The sequence below is a fragment of the Arenibacter aquaticus genome, from assembly GCF_003957295.1.
GTDB lineage: Bacteria > Bacteroidota > Bacteroidia > Flavobacteriales > Flavobacteriaceae > Arenibacter > Arenibacter aquaticus.
In genome coordinates this window covers 594,058-615,840 of sequence record NZ_RQPJ01000003.1, presented here as the reverse complement: position 1 = coordinate 615,840, position 21,783 = coordinate 594,058, and the positions used below count along the sequence as shown (strand labels likewise).

The window sequence follows — 21,783 nt, the reverse complement described above, 5'->3', positions numbered from 1 at the left end:
CAGCATATGAAAGAGTTAATAAACCAGTATAAAAACGGATTGCTCGAGGATGTTATTCCGTTCTGGTCCAGATATTCGTTAGACAAAGTTCATGGGGGCTATTTAACATCATTAGATCGCAAAGGAAATGTATTTGATACTGATAAATATGCCTGGCCTATTGGAAGGCAAGTCTGGACTTACAGCAAGCTCTACAACGAAGTTGAAAAAAAACCTGAGTGGTTGGAAATTGCCATGTCTGGAGCTGAGTTTTTAGTAGAAAATGGCATGGACGAGGATAGAAAATTTTATTTTTCCTTTGATCAAAAAGGGAACGCCTTGAAAAAACCATCTAACATCTATTCGGATTGTTTTGCCGCTTTGGGTTTTTCTCAATATTACAAAGCATCAAGAAATGCCAAGTATAAAACTTTGGCTAGAGAGGTTTATGACCGGATTGAAAAAAGATGGAGTAACCCAAAACATGTTTTTAATAAGGAAACAGGTTTCCGTCCAATGAATTGTATGGGGAAACTTATGCTGGACGCTAATATGGCACTGGAAATGGAAGGTGTTTTGGATGATGAAAAGATCGTCAGTTTAAAAAGCAATAGTATCCATAATTTGCTAACGCATCATTATGATGAAACATTAGAGTTATTTTTTGAAAATGTGGCACCAGATGGGAGTCATCCGGATACAGTAGATGGAAGATTGATCGTACCAGGTCATGCTGTCGAATCCATGTGGATGGTCATAGATTTGGCAGCTCAAACAAATGATATTAATACCATTGAAAAAGCTACAGATATTACCATTAAAATGCTATCCTACAGCTGGGATGATCGATTTGGAGGTATCTACTATTTTATGGACTGGAAAAACAAGCCTATGCAATGGAAATTGGATTGGGACCAAAAATTGTGGTGGGTCCATAACGAAGCCCTTATTGCTTTATTGAAAGCGTTTCACCACACAAAAAGAGCCGATGTGTGGTTCTGGTTTGAAAAAGTACATACTTACACTTGGAAATATTTTCCGGATCCAGAATTTGGGGAATGGTATGGTTATTTAAATAGGAGGGGTGAGGTGTTATTGGACTTAAAAGGGAGTTTTAAAGGTTGCTACCACTTGCCTAGGTCTCTATTTGAATGCTGGAAAACATTAGAAAAAATAGAACATGACAATGATAAAAGCTAAAGCTATAATTGCTAACGGCAAAGGAACATTTTCCTTGGAGGATATTGAAGTTAGACTGCCGAAAAATGATGAAGTCCTTGTGGAGATAAAAGCTGCAGGAGTATGCCATACTGATTACGATTCTTATACCAATTGGGGACAACAAATGATCATGGGACACGAAGGTGCCGGAGTTGTTTTGGCTGTTGAAAATAATGTAAAAACCACCAAACCTGGAGATCAGGTGATTTTAAATTGGGCGATTCCTTGTGGGAGTTGTTTTCAATGTAAGAATGGAAGTGAAAGTATTTGCGAGTTACAGTCTCCAGTTATAGGACAAGGTAAACCTAATATGGGGCACGTGTCTTTAGAAAGTACCCTTTATAAAAACAAGGGAGTTCAGAGTTCTTTTAACTTAGGTACAATGTCCACCCACACCATTGTTAAAGAGGCGGCCGTGTTTCCAACACCTAATATAATCCCTTTTGAGGTAGCTAGTATAATGGGCTGTGGTGTGATGACCGGTGTTGGTTCTGTCATAAATGTAGCCAAAGTCACAAAGGGTTCAACTGTTGCGGTCTTGGGAACTGGGGGTGTAGGCTTATATGTAATTCAAGGAGCAAGAATATCTGGAGCGGCGAAGATTATTGCAATTGATATTAATGAGGAGCGGTTGAAAATGAGTAAAGCTTACGGTGCCACTCATACTATTATAGCCGAAAAAATGGATGTTGGATTGTTGAATTCGGCCATTCAGGTGAAGAAGCTAACTGAAAATAGGGGAGCGGACTATTCCTTTGAATGTACTGGTGTGTCGTCTTTGGGTACTGCACCATTGGCTATGATTCGAAATGGAGGCATGGCTGTACAGGTAAGTGGGATCGAAGAGGAAATTAAATTTGATATGAACTTGTTTGAGTGGGATAAAATCTATATTAATCCGTTATATGGTAAATGCAGACCTAATAGAGATTTTCCTATGCTTTTGGATTATTATGAAAAGGGATCGTTGTTGCTGGATAAAATGATAACACAAACCTATACTCCTAATAATTTAGAAAATGCTTTTAGTGATATGCTTTCAGATAAAAATGCCAAGGGTGTAATTTTATTTTAATGAAAAATATACTATATGATTATTAGAGAAATAAGTGTTTCCGATCCTAAACACGAGGTTGAGAACTTAAGGTATTTAACGGTTCAAAGTTCTTATCTAAAAGGGAGGGCAGATATCACTGTCTTTGTTCCGCCAGGAAATAAGCAAATTTCGGATTTGCCAGTGGCAATATTGCTGCATGGTGTATATGCTAGCCATTGGGCATGGACTAGACATATGAATGTCCATAATATTGCTCTTGATCTTATAGAGAAAGGAGAATTGCCTCCAATGGTTCTTGTAATGCCTTCAGATGGATTATGGGGGGACGGGAGCGGTTATCTTGCTCATTCTGGTTTTGATTTTGAAAAATGGATAGCCGAGGACGTCATAGAAGCGGTAAGTCGAGTAATAACCCAAATCGGGGACAATTCTAAATGGTATATCTCAGGACTATCGATGGGAGGCTATGGAGCCTTACGTATTGGCGCAAAGTATTCTAATGTTTTTAGTGCCTTTTCTGGCCATTCCTCTATTACAAATTTTGAAGGATTTAAATTATATATAGATGATGTGAATCCTTATTATAAAAATAATAGGGATGAAGCTGTAATTGACTACCTATTGAAATATAAGGATAAACTGACTTCTTTTCGCTTTGACTGTGGTGTTGATGATTCATTAATACATCATAATAGAAAGTTGCATAATAGTTTGGGGGAATATGGTATAAACCATAATTATGAGGAGTTTAAAGGAGGACATGACGCTAAATATTGGAAAGAAAATATAATTAGGTCATTGATTTTTTTTTGCATCTCGATTATAATTCCCAGGTGGATGGTGTTGGGGTATTGTAAAATAAAATTTATTTGCAATACAGGAATTTTTAACTAGTTTTATATGTTTAACATAATACATTAAAGCTATGATCAATAAATTCATGACCCTTGTTGCACTTTCACTAGTGCTTAGTGCTTGTAAAGATAAAATTGAGGCTAAAAAAGAGGTTAGGCCCAATATTATAGTCATCATGGCGGATGATATGGGTTTTTCCGATTTAAGTTCTTATGGAGGAGAAATTGACACTCCGAATATTGATGACTTGGCAAACAACGGATTAAGGTTTACGCAATTCTATAATGCCGGCAGATGTGTGCCAAGTAGGGCCAGTTTGCTGACAGGGCTGTATGCACATAAAACTGGGCTTGGTTATATGACAGCCCAAGATTATGGCAAACCTGGCTACCGTGCCGATCTTAATAACGAATGTGTAACAATCGCAGAAGTATTGAGACAGTCGGGATATAAAACTTATATGGCTGGCAAATGGCATCTTAATCATAACTTTAAACCAAATGAATCCAAGCATAACTGGCCTCTGCAAAGGGGGTTTGATCAATTTTATGGGACACTTATTGCCGCAGGTAGCTATTGGGACCCTTTAACTTTGGTGGAAGACAATTCCTATGTTGAGCCCTATGATGATTTTTATTATACTGAAGCCATAACTAAAAAATCAATAGAATATATAAGTTCTAATGATGCTGATAAGCCTTTTTTTCTTTACATGGCCTATACAGCGCCACATTGGCCGTTACATGCTCGAAAGGAGGCTATTGCAAAGCATAAAGGTAAATTTGAAAAGGGCTGGGAAAAACTAAGAGAGGATCGATATAGAAATTTAATCAGCAAAGGAATAATCGATCCTTTATGTAAACTTCCAGAGATTGATGAACAAAATGTGGCTTGGGAAAAAGCGGAGCATAAACTTTGGGAGCAATCAAGAATGGAGGCATATGCTGGTACTATCGAGCATTTGGATCAAGGTGTAGGGGCCTTGGTAGCTGCACTTAAAAACCTAGATAAATTGGATAATACTATTATATTTTTCCTTTCAGATAATGGAGGTGATAAAACGGAACATATCAATGGGATGATAGGGAACTCCGGCAAGCCATGGAGTATAATGAATTATGTTCCTCTTTATACTGAGGGAGGTGAAATTATTATGTCTGGGGATTATCCCGGCGTAGCCTTGGGGCCTGAAAATACATATGGAGGATATGGTTTAAAGTGGGCTAACCTAAGTAATACTCCTTTTAAAAAATTCAAAACCTACATGCATGAAGGAGGTATAGCCACACCGTTAATAGTACATTGGCCAAAAGGAATCCTTGGTAAAAACGAATTAAGAAAACAGCCAGCACATATTATTGATATCATGGCAACAAGTTTAGAATTGGCTGAAACAAACTATCCGACATCGTTCAATAATAACAAAATTAGACCATTGGATGGTAAAAGTTTACTGCCGATTATCTATAAAGATGAGAAGATAAGGGATACATTATTTTGGGAGCATCAAGGTAACAAAGCGATCCGATTGGGTGACTGGAAGCTGGTCTCTATTTGGGAAAAAGGTGAATGGGAACTTTATAACTTAAAAGAGGATAGAACAGAAACAAACGATCTGGCTCAAACCTACCCAGAAAAAGTAAAAAGAATGGAAAGAATTTATGAAACTTGGGCACTAAAATCAAATGTTTTGCCATGGGAAGAATTGGAAATACCAGTGGTAGCTGGGGACAAAAGTCCACTTACTAGAACTAGGGAAGAAGCCGACAAGGCGCATATGGAAGTTCAGAAGTATTTAAATAACCATAAATAATTTGGACTAAAGTAGGTGCTTTATATAAGTTAGGGAAAAAGAGGAATATAATTATTTTAGTTGGCATGAGGAATTAGATAAGAAAAAAAAGTCTATACCATGCCATTTAACTATCAAGGAATAGGGAATAATTTTAAACTGGTTTCTTATTATATTTAGAAAAAGGGTCCAGCTTTAAAAAAGTCAAACCCTCGGTTTTTTAATTTACACACTTTATGGGATAGTGTCCTTTTAAATTAGTTAATTCAACAAACCACCATCTCATTGGCCTCATCCAAAACGTCGTTGGTGAAACTCCGTAAATAGATCTGGGTCGTTTTAAGGGAATTGTGGCCAAGTCCTTCGCTGATGACCTCCGTAGGTATTCCTATATATTTGGCAATGGTGGCCCAGGAATGGCGTATGGTATAGGTTGTAAAGTGCTCTTCTATACCGGCATCTTTGGCAATGGTCTTGAGATGTCCGTTCATCCTTCGTCTAAGGCTCCTGTATTTTTCATAATGCTTTGTGCTTCCATCATAATTTGCAGGGAACAAATAGTCGTCCTTTGTTTTGCCCGTGGTATAATGGCCCAATATTTCCGAAAGCTCTTCGGTTATCCGCACGGATAACTGGTCACCGGTCTTACTGCGACCATAGAATATACGGTCTTGGTATATGTCACTTAACTTTAGTTTTACCAGATCAACAAAATTCATCCCCTGCAGTTGAACATGACCAGGGCATAATTTTTGGCATGCCATATGGGACTGCCCTTGGCATAATGTACATCCCTGATTTTTATAAAATCGACTTTTTCGACGGCCTTTTTTTTGGTTCGTCTGGAGGTAGGTATTTTAAAATGGTCAAAAGGGTTTTTTTTCGTGTAAAATTGGTCTTCTCTAATAGCGCTGTTATATACTGCCCTTATGGCTCTCAAATAGCAACTTACCCCGTTTTTTGAGTTGCCCTTCGCCTCCTGATAAATCTGGAAATTGGTCAAAAAGGTCACGGTTATCTGGTTTAATCGTAGGTCTTTTCCCTTGTTGAATTTGGTGATTGTCCTAATGGCCCCAGCATACCAGCATGCGGTACTGGGTTTGTTGGACATAAGTTTTCTGTCGATGATCACTTTTCCCCACTCACCCAAAGTGATGCCGTTATCTACATCGTTCCGTATTTTGGTATCCACTTTTTTGTCCCAAGCTTGATGTATGTACTGGACTAGTGTATCGACATCAATGGAGTTGATGCTATTTCCTATGTCGGTGATAAGCTTGTGGGCCGTATGCAGTTGGTCATACATTTTTTCGTTGACCTTGTCACAATCCATGTGCCTATTTTTGAAAGCGGACTTTTTCATACGCATATACCGGTCGTCCCATCCTAATTTTGAACAGTGATAGGGAAGGCGAATGATTCTGGCTTTTTTGTGAAATAGACGGATGGCCACTGGGTACAATCCATTGGTCGAACTTTTTGCCGATTTTCTGGTGTCCAATATCAACCTGACCTTAGCCATTTTTGCTTTAATTTTACTTAAATTTAGGAAAAAATAAGGCTCACTTTGTGCTCACTTTTTTTTGAAACCATATGATATCAAATGATATGGAATTTTGTTATAATGCATATAAATATTTGATAATCAATATTTTATACTGTATTTTGCACTGGTAAAAATTTCGAATTGAACGTCTTGTCACGCAGGGGGTCACTGGTTCGAATCCAGTAGGGCCCACACTAACAAACACGGGGCTTGCAAGAGATTGGAGGCCCTTTCTTTTTAAGCCTAAAAGCTCAGTTTAGGCACACTTTTTTTAACTTATTATTCATCCTAAGGGGTAAGTAAACCTCTTATGTGTATATAAAATCTTGTAAATCAGTGTTTTAATATTCATGGTGTTTGGTTCAATTTCTTTGATGTAAATAAAAAAGCAGGGGGTCATTACTTTTTACGCTTATTGTGTCCTGTGTGCTGTTCAAATTTTAGTCAAGGGAAGGGGAATTCGCAATTTTCCTAGTGCTCAGGGAAACACAAAATATTTGCTCGGCCGTGTTGTTGGAACGCGGCTTTTTGTCTAACAGGGAAGAGGCAGAGCATAGTAGAAGGGAGGAGAGTGTTACGGGGTTGGCGATGGAGGTGTTACAAGTATTAATGGAGTGATCATATGTTGATTTTTGATTAGATTTATCTCAATTTTACTGGTAAATTATAATTTTTAAACTGTTCTGTTTCGTAGTTGTGGGACCGACCCTCGATACTTTTTTACTTTACACACTTATTGAAATACTCCCAACATAATATTGTTAACAAATTAGTGTTCTACATTTTTGGAATTTAGCCCCAACAATAAAAATAATACAGTTTTAATTTTGTCTTTTAATGTTTCCCGTACTATGCGGATAGCTTTTCCGATTTGTTTTTCCACGGTATTTACAGAAACATTTTGATATTCCGCAATTTCAATATAAGTAAGTCCTTCTTTTTTACTTAATAAGAAGGTTTCTCTACATTTTGGGGGTAGGTTTTCAACTGTTTTCATCACCATAGCCATAATCCTTTCGGAATTATTAAAATCTTCATCTTCTAGGACGATATCCAATCCTTCAATATATTTTTTTTCCAAGGCAGTAATGGCATTGGATCTTCGATATTGATCTATAAATTCATTATAAACAGATCTGTATAGATAGTTTTTTATATTGATATTGGAATTTAATTTATCTCGTTGTTGCCATATTCTAACAATCACATTTTGCACTATGTCTTCAGATTGATAGTCATCTCGGGCTAAATTTTGGGCATAATTACACAACTGTTCGTAGTACAGGTCCACTAAATAGGTATACGCCGGTGTTTTCCCTTTTTTGAGGTGTTTGAGAAGTTTTTTTTGATTGGTATAATTAGCACTCATGGCCAGTAATTATTTCAAGTTTGAACAAATGTAATTTTTTTTATCAATTTAATGGTGGTATGTCAATTTTAGCTTCGTTATATTGTTAAATATGTAGTGAAAGGATAGGTTCGGCAATGAGATAAATTTATATTATTTATTTAATCAATGGGGGTATAACAATTTTAACTTCGTTATAAGAGTAACGATGCTATGAAAAACGAGAAGAAAAAAATCGAAAATCTATTAATTAAGTTTCTGTTAAAGGAGGCTGATATTGACGAACTCAAACATCTTGAGATTTGGATCAGTGACCCCAAAAATGAAGCCTTGTTTCATGATTACATCAAGACCAATACCATGATAAATAAGACAATGGGTGATTATGATAAAAAAAGGGCGAAAGCAAATATTGTAAGACGCTTAAACAGAGAAAAAAGTATTTTTAGAAGTAAGTCTAGGATAGTAAGCATAGTAAGATATTCTACTGCAGCAATTTTTGCGGCAATTTTGACCGCTACTTTTATTTATAAAGATATATTATTCTCTACCCAATTAAAATCTAACCCTGTACAGGTAAACAGCACTATAAAACCAGGTACGGACAAAGCGACGTTGATACGTGAGGATGGTTCTGTTGTAGCATTGGAAAAAGGCACATCCTTTAAAACACAAGGAATAAGTAGCAATGGTGAACAAATTGTGTATGAAACGCCAAAACATAGTTCTAGTAAAATTATATACAATATACTGAATATACCCAGAGGTGGACAATTTTTTTTAAAACTATCGGATGGAACCGAGGTGTGGTTAAATTCCGAATCCCAATTGAGGTATCCGGTTGCCTTTAGGGATGGCCAAACCAGAAAAGTGGAACTCGATTATGGAGAGGCCTTTTTTAATGTTTCGCCGAGCACAGCACATCGAGGAGCAAAATTTGAAGTAATTAATAATTCACAAGTAATAGAAGTTTTAGGGACGCAGTTCAATATTAAGGCCTATAAGGATGATTCGGCTGTTTATACGACCCTTGTGGAGGGGAAGGTGAAAGTGAACACTAATATGGTTGAAAAAACTTTGGTTCCTAATGAACAATCTAGGGTCAATGTAGTCAATAACGAATTATCAGTGCGGCTAGTGGATGTGGAAAACGAAATCTCATGGATTAAAGGTATTTTTCATTTTAAGGGAAAGCCTTTAAAGGATATTATGAGAGTATTGTCCAGATGGTATGATGTTGATTTTGTTTTTGAAAACAAAGACTTGGAATTGATAAAGTTTAAAGGGACTTTGGATAAAGATCAACCCATTGAAGAAATTTTATCGATCATGAAATCTAGTTCTATTAACCATTATGAGATACGGGATAAGAAAATCATTATTAAGTAATTGTAATGGGGTTCATCAGCGAGAACCTCAATAATTAAATCACCGATTATGAATAATTTTTTAAAACCAAAAATATAGGCCAATGAAGTAAAAAAAATCGATTTTAAAAAAAAGGGAGATAAGGTTTTACCCGCTAAAGTTAAAGACCCTATCCCCTAGAGTGCATTATCAATTAATTAAATTTTAATCAACCAATAACACACAAATTTATGGAAATTAAATGGACCATAGGTTGTTTTCCTTATAGAAAACGCCTGTTAATGTTTATTATGAGAATATTTCTTTTCTTATTTTGTACAACTGTTTTTGCTTTAACTCCTGCTAGTCTAGTTTCTCAACATTCTAAAATTAAAATAGAGGCAGATGAGGCATTAACGGTTGACGAAGTTTTTGACTTAATTATGGAGCAGACGGAGTATAAATTCTTTTATGAAGAAGGTATATTCAAGAGTTTTCCTAAAGTACAGGTACAAAAAGGACGGATAAAGACCAATACCCTGTTACATCGTAGTTTGTCCCACGGGAACCTTAATATAGAGATAACCGAAAACAATGCTATTCTGATAAGTGAAAATCCTCGCAACAATGATCTAGAGGGTTTGGTACAACTAACTATTTCGGGTACTATTACAGATGAGAATGATCAGCCTCTGCCGGGAGCAAATATTTTAGAGCTAGGAACTACCAATGGCACCCAATCAGATTTTGACGGTAATTTCTCAATTCAACTAGAGACAGGTAATGCCATTTTGGAAGTGTCTTATTTAGGCTTTGAAACCAAAGAAATAGCTGTTAATGATCGTAACGTACTGAATATCGTGTTAAAGGAGGATTCTGATGCCTTGGACGAAGTGGTTTTGGTGGGGTATGGCACCCAAAAGATTACCAGCGTAACCTCCGCTGTATCAACCGTTGATGTTGAAGAGTTGGGAAATGTCACCAGTTCTAATATTGCAGCCGCGCTACAAGGGCGTACTCCCGGCCTGTATATACGTGATTCTGGCTACAATCAAGGTTTATCGGTACTGGTAAGAGGGGCAACTACTATAGGTAATAACTCTCCATTGTATATAGTTGATGGAGTGCCACAGGATTTACTAAGTGTGGATCCCAACGATATTGAAGCTATATCTGTTTTAAAAGATGGCGCAGCTTCAGCTATATATGGTTCCAGAGCAGCAGCAGGGGTGATTATAGTAAAAACGAAGACGGGAAGGAATAAAAAGGCAAGTTTTAATTTTGAAAGCTTTGTAAGTTTTAGTGACTTGACCACGAAACAAAAGTCGGCCAATTCTATAGAGTCCGCTACTATCATGAATGAGGCCTCTTTGAACTCTGGAGGACAGGAGTTGTTCTCACCAGAGGATTTTGCCAAATTCGAGTCAGGTACGGACCCAGCTTATCCCGATACTGATTGGAAGGATGAATTTTTGAAAACAGAAGTTGCCAATAGATATTTTTTAAGTGCTTCGGGCGGGAATGAAAGGTCTTCCTATTATTTTTCATTAGGATACAGGAATGCCGATGGAATTGTAAAAACTGGAATCGACCGTAAACAATATAATTTACGAACTAACCTAAAAACAAAGCTGAGGGAAAATATCGATTTAGATGTTAACCTAAGTTACAATATCACAAACAATACTGCACCAAATGTCAATGCAGGAATTGATAATATCTATCAGCATATGAATGGTACGGCTCCTTTTTTGCCAGTAAGAAATGCTGATGGTGAATTCCAATTTTTTAATGAGGCAGGTGCTTATGGCAGAGGATTTTGGAATGTTTTATGGGAACTGGAGGCGGGTACGGCCAATACTAAAAACAAAACCTTTACCGCTAATACCAATCTAACATGGGAACTTGTTGATGGTTTAAAGGTTATTGGCCGTTATTCGTTGATATCGGGTACAAGTAGGTCTGTTTCCAGTATTTATAAAAGGTCTACCACAGGAGGACCCACTTGGTTTTCGGATGTAAATAGTCTGGGTCAAACATGGAGGGATAACAATCAATACAATGCCCAAACTTTCATTAGCTATGATAAAGCATTTGATAAGCATAACATTGGTATTCTTGCTGGATGGGATGTGCAGTTCAACAAGGATTCTTTTATCAGTGCTGGAAGAAGAAACTTTCAATTCGATAATTTGTTGACCGAGTTCAGTGCTCCCAATTCTGGAGACAATGATGATATTACTCAATTAAGCAGTAATACAGCTGAGAGTGCATTACAGTCTGGGGTAGGAAGAATTAATTATAATTTTGACGAAAAGTATTTTCTTGAGCTAACGGGAAGGTATGACGGGTCATCAATTTTTGCCCCGGAAAACAGATACGGTTTCTTTCCTTCGGCATCAGCTGGTTGGATGATAAGTAAAGAGGATTTTTTTGATTCCAATTCATTGGACCAGCTTAAATTGAGAGCCTCTTATGGAACTACAGGTAATAATAGGGTCTCTGGTAGTTATTTCTCCAATATTTCTTTTGGGACCTATTATTTCGGAATGGGCGATATCGTTGAACCGACGGCTGCTGAAGGGGGAGTTCCGTTCAGAGACTTGAGATGGGAGACGACCAGTACAGCCAACGTTGGTCTCGACTTTTCTTTGAACAGTGGATTGTTGTCCGGTTCTTTGGACTACTATATAAAGGATACGGAGGACATTCTATTGCCTAGCCCCGTGCCAGGTACAGTTGGGACGGGTAGAAGCGGACCAGCTATCAATGCCGGGAACGTTCAGAACAAAGGGTTGGAATTGATCTTAAGTCATAACAACACTCTACCGAACGGACTATCCTATGGTGTTTCACTTAATGGAACGTACAATACGAATGAAATAACGGAGCTGACCGATGCCTTTTCGGAGTTCGACACAAGTTATAGGGTTGGAGATGCCTTGGGTACAGTTTATGGATATGTGGCAGACGGTATTTTGTCGACCCAAGCCGAAGTGGATGACTATAAGTCGGAAATTACCTCAGGGATTGCACCTAATACAACAATGGGAGATATTCGTTATGTGGATCAAAATGGAGATGGAATTCTAAATTTTGAGGATAACGTGGCTATTGCCGAGACACTGCCTAAGATAACTTACGGCATTAATTTGAACGCTGAATGGAAGAGTTTTGATCTTCAAATGTTCTTCCAGGGAACAGGAAAGGCGAAAGACTATAGGTCAAATGATTTGTTCGGCAACTATGGATGGATTCCTGAGGAAGCCAATGACGCTTGGAGTGCTTCAAATATTGACGGGTCCTACCCAAGATTATTGCTATTCGGACAACAAACATATTTTCAAAATTTCTATACCAATTCTAGTTTTTGGGCTTTTAAATCATCTTACTTAAGATTGAAAAATATACAGTTAGGTTATACCCTTCCACTTAAAGAGAATAGATACGTACAAAAGGCACGACTTTATTTTACTGGAACAAACTTGTTGACAGTCTCTGATTTTAGACCTGGATTCGACCCTGAATCCAACGGTTTGACGGTACCACCATTAAAGTCCTTTGCATTGGGGGTTAACATTAATTTCTAATAAAAACATACCGATATGAAAACTTATATTAAAACAGTATATATATTAATTTTTGCTTTAGGGGGTGTTTTACAAAGCTGTTCTGAAGAGGAGATTACCAAACTACCTGTAACAGCACTTTCTGAAGATGCATTCTGGACTAGTGAAGAAGATGTTAGACAGGCTGCTAATGCCCTATATGGGTCTTTATCAAACGTAGGTCAGATTGAATGGGACGCTTTGACAGAAATTATGTTCAGTCAGAACGGACCCTCTGTTGAAATTTCTACTGGGGGCATTAATCCGGGTTCTAGTATAGTGAATAGCTTATGGACAGGACAGTATGCCACTATTAGGGATGCCAACTGGTTTATGGAGAATGTGGAGAAAGCTGGATTATCTGACACAGACCTAGCTCAATATATGGGACAGGTACGATTTTTTAGAGCATGGGCCCATTATAAATTATTGTTCCAGTTTGGGGATGTCCCCTTGGTAAACACCTTCCTTGCTATCAATGAAGGGCAGGTAGAGCCCAGTTCAAGGGCAACAGTATTGGATTTTGTTTTGTCCGAATTGGACCAAAGTTTAGTAGAGTTGTCCTCATCAAATTATACACCTGAGTATGGTAGGGTTACGAAATGGGGGGTTATGGCTTTAAAATCAAGGATTTTACTTTATGAGGGAACGTTGTCATCTGATGACTCAATGTTGACAGAAAGTGCCAATTTAGCAAATGAGATAATGTCTGGAGGTTTTGGTTTACATGAAAATTATACCGACTTGTTTAGACCGGAAGGAGAAGGGAATTCAGAGATAATTTTAGCGAGGATAAATGCGGATCTTGAAGGTCAATATCATTCCCTTGGCCAATGGCTGGGACCAATCAGTTTCCATGCCTCTTGGTCTATTTATACTCCTACAATGGCCCTAGTGGAACGCTATCCCGATATCAATGGAGAGGATATTGCTACCAGTCCATTATACGATTCCGAGACGCCTTTTGAAAATAGGGATCCCCGTCTTAACCAAACCATTTTTAATTGGATGGAGAATGTGGAATATGAGGGGGCACTTTTTGAAAACAACGGGACTTGGTTGAATTTTAGAAAATGGATCGACCCCGCTGAAACCGCAGAACAGAGAAGTCATAACGACTTTATCGTTTTTAGATTGGGAGAGGTGTATCTCAATTATGTGGAGGCTATGAACGAAGTTAATGGTCCGTCACAGGATTTATTGGATCTGGTGAACGAACTTAGGACACGAGGTGGAAAAGGGGCCGCAGCAGATGGGTCGGACATTGTTGTTCCCCCAATAGCCCTTGCAGGTCTTACCCAAGATAGCTTTAGGGATATAATACGTAGGGAAAGGATTATAGAATTGGCAGCAGAGGGGGTTCTTTATTATGACTACCATAGGTGGAAGTTGTTGGATGAGACCATGAATAAACCAGCAATAGGTGTAGTGCCATTGGAGGATCGGACATTCACGGCTCCGAGGGATTATACATGGCCGATTCCTGATTTTGAATTGATCAATAATCCTAATTTACAACAGAATACTGGATATTAGGGTGTTAAGAATTACGGTAAGCCCCGCTTAAAAGAGTTAGTTGGTTAGTTTTTTTATTGCGGGGTTTATTTATGTATCGAAATTTGAGCACAGTAGAACCGTCATGTAAGTAAACCTTAACTATTTTCATAGAGGTAAGACATAGCATTAAATATAATATGGATTTGAAATTTATATATCCTCGCTGGGGAAGTTCACATTTATCTTGGGTTGATTTTTTGAACAAAGTCAAAGCAGCAGGTTACCAAGGGGTGGAAATAGACCTACCTACAGATCCTAAAAAAAAACGGGAAATATATGCCATGTTAAAGGATTTTGAATTGGAATTTGTAGCCCAACACTGGGAAACAAAAGAAGTCAACTTTGCAAAACATCAAGATCAGTTGAAAAAGCATTTGTATAACCTTGCCGAGGCCAACCCATTGTTGATAAACTCTCATACAGGGATGGACTTTTATAGCTATGCCCAGAATGCAAAATTATTGGAAATGGCTCATGAGATTGAAGAAAAAACAGGAGTTGCTATTACACATGAAACGCATCGTTCCCGTTTTTCATTTGCAGCTCATGCCTGTTTTTCCTACTTGGAGGAATACTCTTTTTTAAAACTTACCTCTGATTTGTCGCATTGGTGCTGTGTTGCAGAATCTATGCTTGATAACCAAACTCTTGCTGTAGAGAAGGCAATTTCACATACGTATCATATTCATGCACGTGTAGGGTCTGCCCTAAGCCCACAACTTATTGATCCCAGGGATACAAATTACAAACAACAACTTGATCAGTTTCTGCTTTGGTGGGTGAAGATGTTGAAAAATGCTAGGGACAAAGGCCGTGCCTATATGACCATTACTCCAGAGTACGGACCTTTTCCTTATTCATTATATAAGCCGAATACCCAAATACCCATGGGGGACCAATGGGAAATAAATGAATTCATACGCAAAGAAATTATTGAATCCTATAGAAATATTTAGCCCTTTGCCACTAAAACGGCCTAGGAGTTATAGTAAAGAATTATATATAACATTTCGACGCCCCCTGAACTAGTAGGAAAAGAGAGGGCATTTAAATCTCACTTGTTGAGTATAGCATTAAAATTTAATTAAGACAATTGTCATGATCTGGAGATTACAATTTATTTTACTTGTTCTAATAGTGGTTTCATGTAATTCCTATGAGAACCGGAGACCTGAAGAATTGGCTGCTCATAATGTTTTGAAAAGAACTTTGGGTTCGGAAAACGCATCCAAATTTATTTTTAAATACAATGAAAAGGATACATTGGATACTTATGGAATCAGTGTAGAAAAAAATAAGGTGGTTGTTACCGGAAACTCGGTTACTTCTTTGACTAGAGGTGCATATGATTATTTAAAGAATGCTACGAATTCCATGGTAAGTTGGTCTGGGGAGAATATCAATATACCGGAGAAATTGCCCGAACTTGAAAAAACAATAACTTCCCCGTACAAGAACAGATATTACTTAAATGTCTGTGCATTCGGCTATTCAACACCCTACTGGGATTGGGAACGGTGGGAAAAGGAAATAGACTGGATGGCATTGCATGGTATGAACTTCCCTTTAGCCTTGGTGGCCAATGAAGCTATAGCAACACGCGTGTGGAAAAGGTTGGGGCTTACACAAGACGAAATAGATAGATTTTATACGGCTCCATCATTACTGCCTTGGCAACGAATGGGCAATGTAAATAATTTGGGTGGTGAATTGTTAACGAAAGAATGGCATAAGGGGCAAATAGCACTGCAACATAAAATATTGAATAGGGTAAAAGAACTAAGCATGAACCCTATCCTTCCGGCCTTTGCCGGATTTGTACCTAAGGATATTAGTCGGATTTTTCCTGAAGATAAATTGTTATCGGTAAGTTGGGGAGGTTTTCCAGAGAAATATCAAGGGGCCTTGATAAGTCCAAAAACACCCTTATTTGATAAAATAGGGAAACTTTTTATTGAGGAGTGGGAAAAGGAATTTGGAAAAGGGAAATACTATTTGGCCGATAGTTTTAATGAAATGGACCTACCAAAAACGGATAGACCGGTAACCGAACTTTTGGCCGAATATGGAAGTTCTATCTATGAGTCACTTAAATCAGGAAACCCTGATGCCGTATGGGTTGTGCAGGGATGGATGTTTACCTATCAAAGAAATATATGGAACAAGGAAACAGCCAATGCACTTTTCAGCAAAATTCCTGATGACAAATTAATGATTCTGGATTATGCATACGAGTATAACGGTATTGCCTATAAAAACGGTTTTAACTATGAGGTATTTGAAGGCTATAACAATAAACCATGGGTCTATGGTTTTATGCTCAATAGTGGAGGAAAAACTGGCCATACCGGGGTACATGATTATTATGCAACAAATCCAATAGAGCTTTTGAAGTCGCCCTATATGAAAAGCAATGCTGGTTTTGGTTTTGCCCCTGAAGGGATTGAAAACAATGAGGTCACCTTCGAATTGGTATCGGATATGGCATGGAGAAGTGAATCCATTGATTTGGATACATGGTATAATGATTATTCCAGGGCACGCTACGGTGACTGTCCCCCTGCCATGGAAGAAGCATGGCAGTTATTAAGAAAAACAAGCTATGGAACGATGACCGATCATCCTCGATTTGGTTTTCAAGGTAATGGAGGCTCATGGTCCACGGGAACTATAAATAAAGACCCCCGTATCTTCAAAGCAATAGATAAGTTTCTTTCTTGTTCCGATGAGTTGGGAGATTCTGAATTGTATAAAGCCGATGCCTTAGAGTTTGCAGCTACGGTGTTATGTCACAAAGCTGAGGATTGGTTTGGGTATGCTTATGAAGCACATCAGAATATGGATTTTGAAACTAGGGACAAAGCTGGTAATAGGGCCTTGCAGTACCTTACAGATGCAGACCGATTGTTGGAGAATCACCCTACTTTAAGCCTGCAACGCTGGATCGACTTCGCCAGGGGGACAAGCCAAGATGAAGCTCAACAGGACCAATATGAAGAGGATGCAAGGCGTATACTTACTGTTTGGGGGCCACCAAAACTGAAGTTAGGGGTCAATGATTATGCAGCCAGAATGTGGGGAGGTTTAATCCGGGATTATTATCTCCCCAGAATGGCCGGTAAATTAGAAAGTTTAAGGATGAACGAGACCTATGATAACAGAGCTTTTGAGGATGCCTGGGTGAGGGGTAAAGGAGTGAGTAGGATTGAGCCTTTTGCTGATCCCTTAGAATCGGCAAAAAAGTTGGTACAACAAGCTATAGAAAGACCTATTCCCAATATGGTAAAAGAAGATGACATTGTGGTGGGTGACTGGTCTTCAAAGGATAACTCCATGGAATGGCCTCTTAAAAGAGAGTATTTGCAAAAGATCAAAGAGGTTAAATTTATTTATACAAGCGGAAATTCCACTGTGATTCTAAAGGATATGTCCTTAATAGCGGATGGCAAAGTAGTTTTTAATAACCCAAAGACCGGTTCTTTGAACACAGATAACCCTAGCGCTATCTATTCCGTAAAGTTGGAAATGGGAGTAAGGGCAAATAACGGTGCCTCCCTAAAAGTGACTATAGATGGAAAAAATGGTGAACTACAAGCGAAAGGCAAGGTGATTTTAATTCTTGAAGAATAAAACAACAATGGTATCGGTAAGTTGAAAAGATGGACTATGATTTACATTAACAAAAAAGCACTATGAAATTATTAACTAAACAGCAAATAACATTTTTTGAAGAAGAGGGATATCTGGTCATTGACAATTTGTTGAATGAGTCAGAGGTCACTTACTATAGTAATCTTTATGATTCATTTTTAGATAATAGAATTGATGCCTCAAAATACCGGTCAGATTTATCAGGATCCGATGACGCCGCCAAGGAGAACATAACTCAAATTATGGTTCCGAGTAAAATAGTACCGGAAATGTTGGAAAAGGTATTGCATATCAAATCTTTAAGAATGGCCCAAGAACTAATGGGTGATGATATTGCACTGGACTTTGATATGCTTATCAATAAGGCCCCTAATACCAATACTATAACCCCATGGCATCAAGATGCGGCATATTGGATTAATATGCCCGATAAAAGGGCAGCAAGTTGTTGGGTGGCTATTGATCATGCCTATAAGGAGAATGGCTGTATGTGGTATACGCCAAAATCTCACCTCTCAGAAATTTTACAACATGAGCAGACTGGCAACAAAGGGGCACTTAAATGCGAGGGAAGTGAGGAAAATTCTGTATGTATAGAATTGTCTCCTGGATCTTGTGTTTTTCACCAAGGAGGTACGTTACATTACAGTAGGGGTAACTCTACCAACGATAACAGGCGGGCCATTATCACGAATTTCAGGCCTAAGGCGATGATCTCCTTGGAACGTTCTAAAGGGGTAGATCATACAGGGGATAGAAAAGTTAAACAATGAATGTTCAATTGTTCTATTGCATTTAATTGATATTTCAAAAACGAATCGTATAAATGAAAAATATAAAGAGTTTAATTCTTATTAATTCCAGACAATCATTATTTATTGTTCTTTTTAGTGTATTTAGTTATTTAGGCTACTCTCAGTCCGAAGTAGAATACAGCGTAGCTGAAACCCCATGGGAGGCAGGTCTTGGAAACCATAGGGCAATTTTAGAAGTGCCTAATAAAGCGGAAGCCGTTAAAGTGAACTTTAGTTGGAGGCGCCATGATAAAAATCCAGAAAAGCGGCAATTTGTAATTATCAATTCACGGACAGGTGAAACTATTAAAAACATTCACCGAATAGAGATTAATAATGAAAAATGTGAATTGGTTTTTGGGCCTGCAGAAAAGGGAGAGCACCTATTTTATTACTTACCCTATAAACCAGACCCCGAATGGGGCTATTATAAATATGGATATCTAGAACAGGAAAAATCACCAGATCTGCTGTGGGTAACAGATAATAAGCTTAGTAATGCAAAGAGATTGCGTAAGTTACCAAAAGCCACTTGCAAAGAAATACAATCAAGAACGGATTTTGATTCCTTCTACCCCATGGAGGTGGTAGCAACACAAGAAGAATTGGAAGAATTTGTTAGTACAGCAGAATCGGCTTATATCGCTATTCCTGAGGATAGGAAATATCCAATAAAAATGCGGGATCATCTGCCTTTTAAGTGGATAGAGAATGGAATTGAACAGCATTTTAAAGGAAGTGCTCAACGGCATGAATACTATACTTTTCAAATAGGTATTTATGCCTCTAAAATTGCCTTGGAGAATATTAGACTGGAATTCTCTAACTTAAAATCGTCAAATGGTGATACGTTGTCGGAACGTGTTTTTACTTGTTTTAATACCCATGGAGTAGATCCCTATGGAAATTCCTTTACAAAACAAGTTAAAGTTGCTAAAGGAAAGGTGCAGCCATTATGGGTTGGAGTAGATATTCCAAAAGATATTAAGGCTGGGCTCTATACCGGTAACATTACAGTAAAAGCCAATGGTCAACCAGACCAAAATATTACTATTGGCTTAAATATAGAAGATCGGATAATTGCAAGTCGTGGTGATGATGAGCCTTGGAGACATTCTAGACTAAGGTGGTTAAACTCTACAATTGGGATCGATGATGAGCCTACCGTTGCGTATACATCTATTGACACGGACAAGTTAGACAATACCTGGAAGCTCTTGGGTAAAAATATCGAGTACGGTGACGGTGGGTTGCCGACCTCCATAAAAGCTTGGGACACAGAAATATTAGCGGGTCCTATTAAGTTTGTATTGGATGGGGAGCATATTAAGAATGAAAAACAAGTATCCACGATCGGCAAATCGGGAGTGGTGGTAAATAGGTATTCTTCCAATACCCAGAACTTTGATATAGAAACAGAATCAACTTTAGAGTTTGATGGACATATTAATTATAAGATCAAATTACATGCCCAGTCGGATGTTGACCTAGAAGACTTTAAATTACAGATACCCTTTCAGTCATCCGTAGCAGAGTATATGATGGGTATGGGATTGCCGGGAACAAAAGTCCCTAGGCAACACCAAGCGAAGTGGAGTGGGCCCCAAGATAGTTTTTGGGTGGGAAACAGCTATGGAGGTTTGCATGTTGAGCTACGTGGAGGGGAGTACCATGGTCCACTATTAAATCTCTATAAGCCAGAACCACCCAAAAGTTGGGATAATGATGGTAAGGGCGGATTCTCTATAGAGAAGAAAGAAGAAGAAACGATGGCAACCGTATTCTCGGGAAAACGAACATTTGCCAAAGGGGAAGAATTGGTTTTTGAACTATCTTTTTTGATTACGCCCGTTAAGGAAGTAGATAGCAAGGCACAGTTCACAAATAGATATTACCATAATGGCTTGGCTCCCAAACCCAAAGAGGAAGAGATAACGGATGGCGTGAAAATTATTAATGTTCACCATGCCAATAAATACAATCCCTTTATCAACTATCCTTTTATAAATACAAAGGAAATGCGTGGCTTTGTGAATGAAATGCATGCCAAGAATCTTAGGGTGAAGATTTACTATACCATAAGGGAACTGTCTAATCATGCTACAGAAATATGGGCATTACGTAGTTTAGGCAACGAGATCTTGGGAACCGGAAAAGGGGGTGGATACCCTTGGTTGCAAGAGCATTTGGTCACCGATTATAATACACAATGGTATTCTCCATTGGAAAATGGTATTGATGCGTCAATAATAAATGCTCCAGGAGATTCACGTTGGTATAATTACTATTTGGAAGGTCTTTCTTGGTTGCTGAAAAATATGGATATAGACGGTTTATATCTGGATGATGTTACCTACGATAGACGAATCTTAAAACGGATGCGTAAAATCTTGGATAGTGAGAAGCCAGGGTCTATGATAGATCTACATTCCAATACTGGATTTTCTAAGGGGCCGGCCAATCAATATGCAGAGTTTTTTCCATATTTGGATAAATTGTGGTTCGGGGAATCATTTCATTATGATGAAATGCCCCCCGAAAATTGGCTCGTGGAAGTATCCGGAATCCCTTTTGGACACATGGGGGATATGCTGCATGCCGGTGGCAACCCTTGGCGAGGGATGGTTTATGGCATGACAGTTCGATATCCATGGTTCACAGAGGGTGTAAGCTGTGACCCCAGGGGCATTTGGAAGGTGTGGGACGATTTTGGAATCGCCGAATCTAAAATGATAGGTTATTGGGATAGGGATCCTGTCGTATTCTGCAGTCGGGAAGATGTTAAGGCAACCGCTTACGTTAAGGAAGGCAAGGTGATGATTTCAGTAGCGAGTTGGGCAAATGAAACCGTAAATATAAAGTTGGATTTAGACTGGGAAGCTGTTGGGTTAGATAAAAATAAAGTTCGAATAATCGCTCCTAAAATTGAAGATTTCCAACCCGAAAGAACATTTTCCATAGATGAAGAAATTCCTATCGAGCCAACCAAAGGCTGGCTATTAATTGTTGAATTATAAAAACTAAAAGA

General features: G+C 38.3%; 14 protein-coding genes. 11 read left to right on the top strand and 3 right to left on the bottom strand.

What is annotated here, in order from left to right; translation table 11 throughout:
- Positions 1–6: 6 nt before the first annotated feature.
- From EHW67_RS09160 to EHW67_RS09145, 4 genes are read left to right on the top strand one after another with little or no spacing between them, the layout of a single operon-like run.
- Positions 7–1,179: an AGE family epimerase/isomerase gene (locus EHW67_RS09160; protein WP_126162071.1), complete on the top strand. Its 1,173-nt coding sequence runs from the start codon at positions 7–9 to the stop codon at positions 1,177–1,179.
- Positions 1,166–2,275: an alcohol dehydrogenase catalytic domain-containing protein gene (locus tag EHW67_RS09155; protein ID WP_202911942.1), complete on the top strand. Its 1,110-nt coding sequence runs from the start codon at positions 1,166–1,168 to the stop codon at positions 2,273–2,275. The genes EHW67_RS09160 and EHW67_RS09155 overlap by 14 nt, the downstream gene beginning before the upstream one ends.
- Positions 2,276–2,290: 15 nt before the next feature.
- Positions 2,291–3,151 carry an alpha/beta hydrolase gene (locus EHW67_RS09150; protein WP_126162070.1) on the top strand — a complete coding sequence of 287 codons (861 nt, stop codon included), beginning with the start codon at positions 2,291–2,293 and terminating at the stop codon, positions 3,149–3,151.
- A gap of 31 nt (positions 3,152–3,182) precedes the next feature.
- Positions 3,183–4,925: an arylsulfatase gene (locus EHW67_RS09145; RefSeq protein WP_126162069.1), complete on the top strand. Its 1,743-nt coding sequence runs from the start codon at positions 3,183–3,185 to the stop codon at positions 4,923–4,925.
- Positions 4,926–5,170: 245 nt separating this feature from the next.
- Here the strand turns inward: EHW67_RS09145 and EHW67_RS09140 are convergent, their stop codons facing one another.
- The 3 genes from EHW67_RS09140 to EHW67_RS09130 all read right to left on the bottom strand — a co-directional run bounded on the left by EHW67_RS09140 (position 5,171) and on the right by EHW67_RS09130 (position 7,819).
- Positions 5,171–5,623, bottom strand: a complete 453-nt coding sequence (locus EHW67_RS09140; RefSeq protein WP_158285110.1) for a tyrosine-type recombinase/integrase — start codon at positions 5,621–5,623, stop codon at positions 5,171–5,173.
- Positions 5,620–6,426 carry a phage integrase SAM-like domain-containing protein gene (locus EHW67_RS09135; RefSeq protein ID WP_126162067.1) on the bottom strand — a complete coding sequence of 269 codons (807 nt, stop codon included), beginning with the start codon at positions 6,424–6,426 and terminating at the stop codon, positions 5,620–5,622. Before EHW67_RS09135 ends, EHW67_RS09140 begins: the two co-directional genes overlap by 4 nt.
- Positions 6,427–7,219: 793 nt before the next feature.
- Positions 7,220–7,819: an RNA polymerase sigma-70 factor gene (locus EHW67_RS09130; RefSeq protein WP_126162066.1), complete on the bottom strand. Its 600-nt coding sequence runs from the start codon at positions 7,817–7,819 to the stop codon at positions 7,220–7,222.
- A gap of 192 nt (positions 7,820–8,011) precedes the next feature.
- Between EHW67_RS09130 and EHW67_RS09125 the strand changes: the two genes are divergently transcribed.
- From EHW67_RS09125 to EHW67_RS09095, 7 genes are all read left to right on the top strand, one after another.
- On the top strand, positions 8,012–9,187 hold the full coding sequence (locus tag EHW67_RS09125) for a FecR family protein (RefSeq protein WP_126162065.1): 1,176 nt from the start codon (positions 8,012–8,014) through the stop codon (positions 9,185–9,187).
- Positions 9,188–9,456: 269 nt separating this feature from the next.
- A complete protein-coding gene (locus tag EHW67_RS09120) occupies positions 9,457–12,735 on the top strand; it encodes a SusC/RagA family TonB-linked outer membrane protein (RefSeq protein WP_158285109.1) in 3,279 nt (1,092 codons plus the stop codon).
- A gap of 15 nt (positions 12,736–12,750) precedes the next feature.
- Positions 12,751–14,289, top strand: coding sequence for a RagB/SusD family nutrient uptake outer membrane protein (locus EHW67_RS09115; RefSeq protein WP_126162063.1), 1,539 nt, complete (start codon positions 12,751–12,753; stop codon positions 14,287–14,289).
- A 218-nt stretch (positions 14,290–14,507) separates the two neighbouring features.
- The gene (locus EHW67_RS09110; RefSeq protein ID WP_238389877.1) at positions 14,508–15,266 is read left to right on the top strand and encodes a sugar phosphate isomerase/epimerase family protein; all 759 of its coding nucleotides are present in this window, start codon (positions 14,508–14,510) and stop codon (positions 15,264–15,266) included.
- 142 nt (positions 15,267–15,408) lie between these two features.
- Complete coding sequence (locus EHW67_RS09105) at positions 15,409–17,940, top strand: alpha-N-acetylglucosaminidase (protein WP_126162061.1); 2,532 nt, start codon at positions 15,409–15,411, stop codon at positions 17,938–17,940.
- Between the two features lie 62 nt (positions 17,941–18,002).
- On the top strand, positions 18,003–18,734 hold the full coding sequence (locus EHW67_RS09100; RefSeq protein ID WP_126162060.1) for a phytanoyl-CoA dioxygenase family protein: 732 nt from the start codon (positions 18,003–18,005) through the stop codon (positions 18,732–18,734).
- Between the two features lie 53 nt (positions 18,735–18,787).
- Positions 18,788–21,772 carry a glycoside hydrolase domain-containing protein gene (locus EHW67_RS09095; RefSeq protein WP_126162059.1) on the top strand — a complete coding sequence of 995 codons (2,985 nt, stop codon included), beginning with the start codon at positions 18,788–18,790 and terminating at the stop codon, positions 21,770–21,772.
- Positions 21,773–21,783 lie beyond the last annotated feature (11 nt).

What these genes read in the sequence shown, in the direction of transcription:
- EHW67_RS09160 (WP_126162071.1), top strand. Translation starts at nt 7, where the DNA reads ATGAAAGAGTTAATAAACCAGTATAAAAACGGATTGCTCGAGGATGTT.
- EHW67_RS09155 (WP_202911942.1), top strand. Translation starts at nt 1,166, where the DNA reads ATGATAAAAGCTAAAGCTATAATTGCTAACGGCAAAGGAACATTTTCC.
- EHW67_RS09150 (WP_126162070.1), top strand. Translation starts at nt 2,291, where the DNA reads ATGATTATTAGAGAAATAAGTGTTTCCGATCCTAAACACGAGGTTGAG.
- EHW67_RS09145 (WP_126162069.1), top strand. Translation starts at nt 3,183, where the DNA reads ATGATCAATAAATTCATGACCCTTGTTGCACTTTCACTAGTGCTTAGT.
- EHW67_RS09140 (WP_158285110.1), bottom strand. Translation starts at nt 5,623, where the DNA reads ATGAATTTTGTTGATCTGGTAAAACTAAAGTTAAGTGACATATACCAA.
- EHW67_RS09135 (WP_126162067.1), bottom strand. Translation starts at nt 6,426, where the DNA reads ATGGCTAAGGTCAGGTTGATATTGGACACCAGAAAATCGGCAAAAAGT.
- EHW67_RS09130 (WP_126162066.1), bottom strand. Translation starts at nt 7,819, where the DNA reads ATGAGTGCTAATTATACCAATCAAAAAAAACTTCTCAAACACCTCAAA.
- EHW67_RS09125 (WP_126162065.1), top strand. Translation starts at nt 8,012, where the DNA reads ATGAAAAACGAGAAGAAAAAAATCGAAAATCTATTAATTAAGTTTCTG.
- EHW67_RS09120 (WP_158285109.1), top strand. Translation starts at nt 9,457, where the DNA reads ATGAGAATATTTCTTTTCTTATTTTGTACAACTGTTTTTGCTTTAACT.
- EHW67_RS09115 (WP_126162063.1), top strand. Translation starts at nt 12,751, where the DNA reads ATGAAAACTTATATTAAAACAGTATATATATTAATTTTTGCTTTAGGG.
- EHW67_RS09105 (WP_126162061.1), top strand. Translation starts at nt 15,409, where the DNA reads ATGATCTGGAGATTACAATTTATTTTACTTGTTCTAATAGTGGTTTCA.
- EHW67_RS09100 (WP_126162060.1), top strand. Translation starts at nt 18,003, where the DNA reads ATGAAATTATTAACTAAACAGCAAATAACATTTTTTGAAGAAGAGGGA.
- EHW67_RS09095 (WP_126162059.1), top strand. Translation starts at nt 18,788, where the DNA reads ATGAAAAATATAAAGAGTTTAATTCTTATTAATTCCAGACAATCATTA.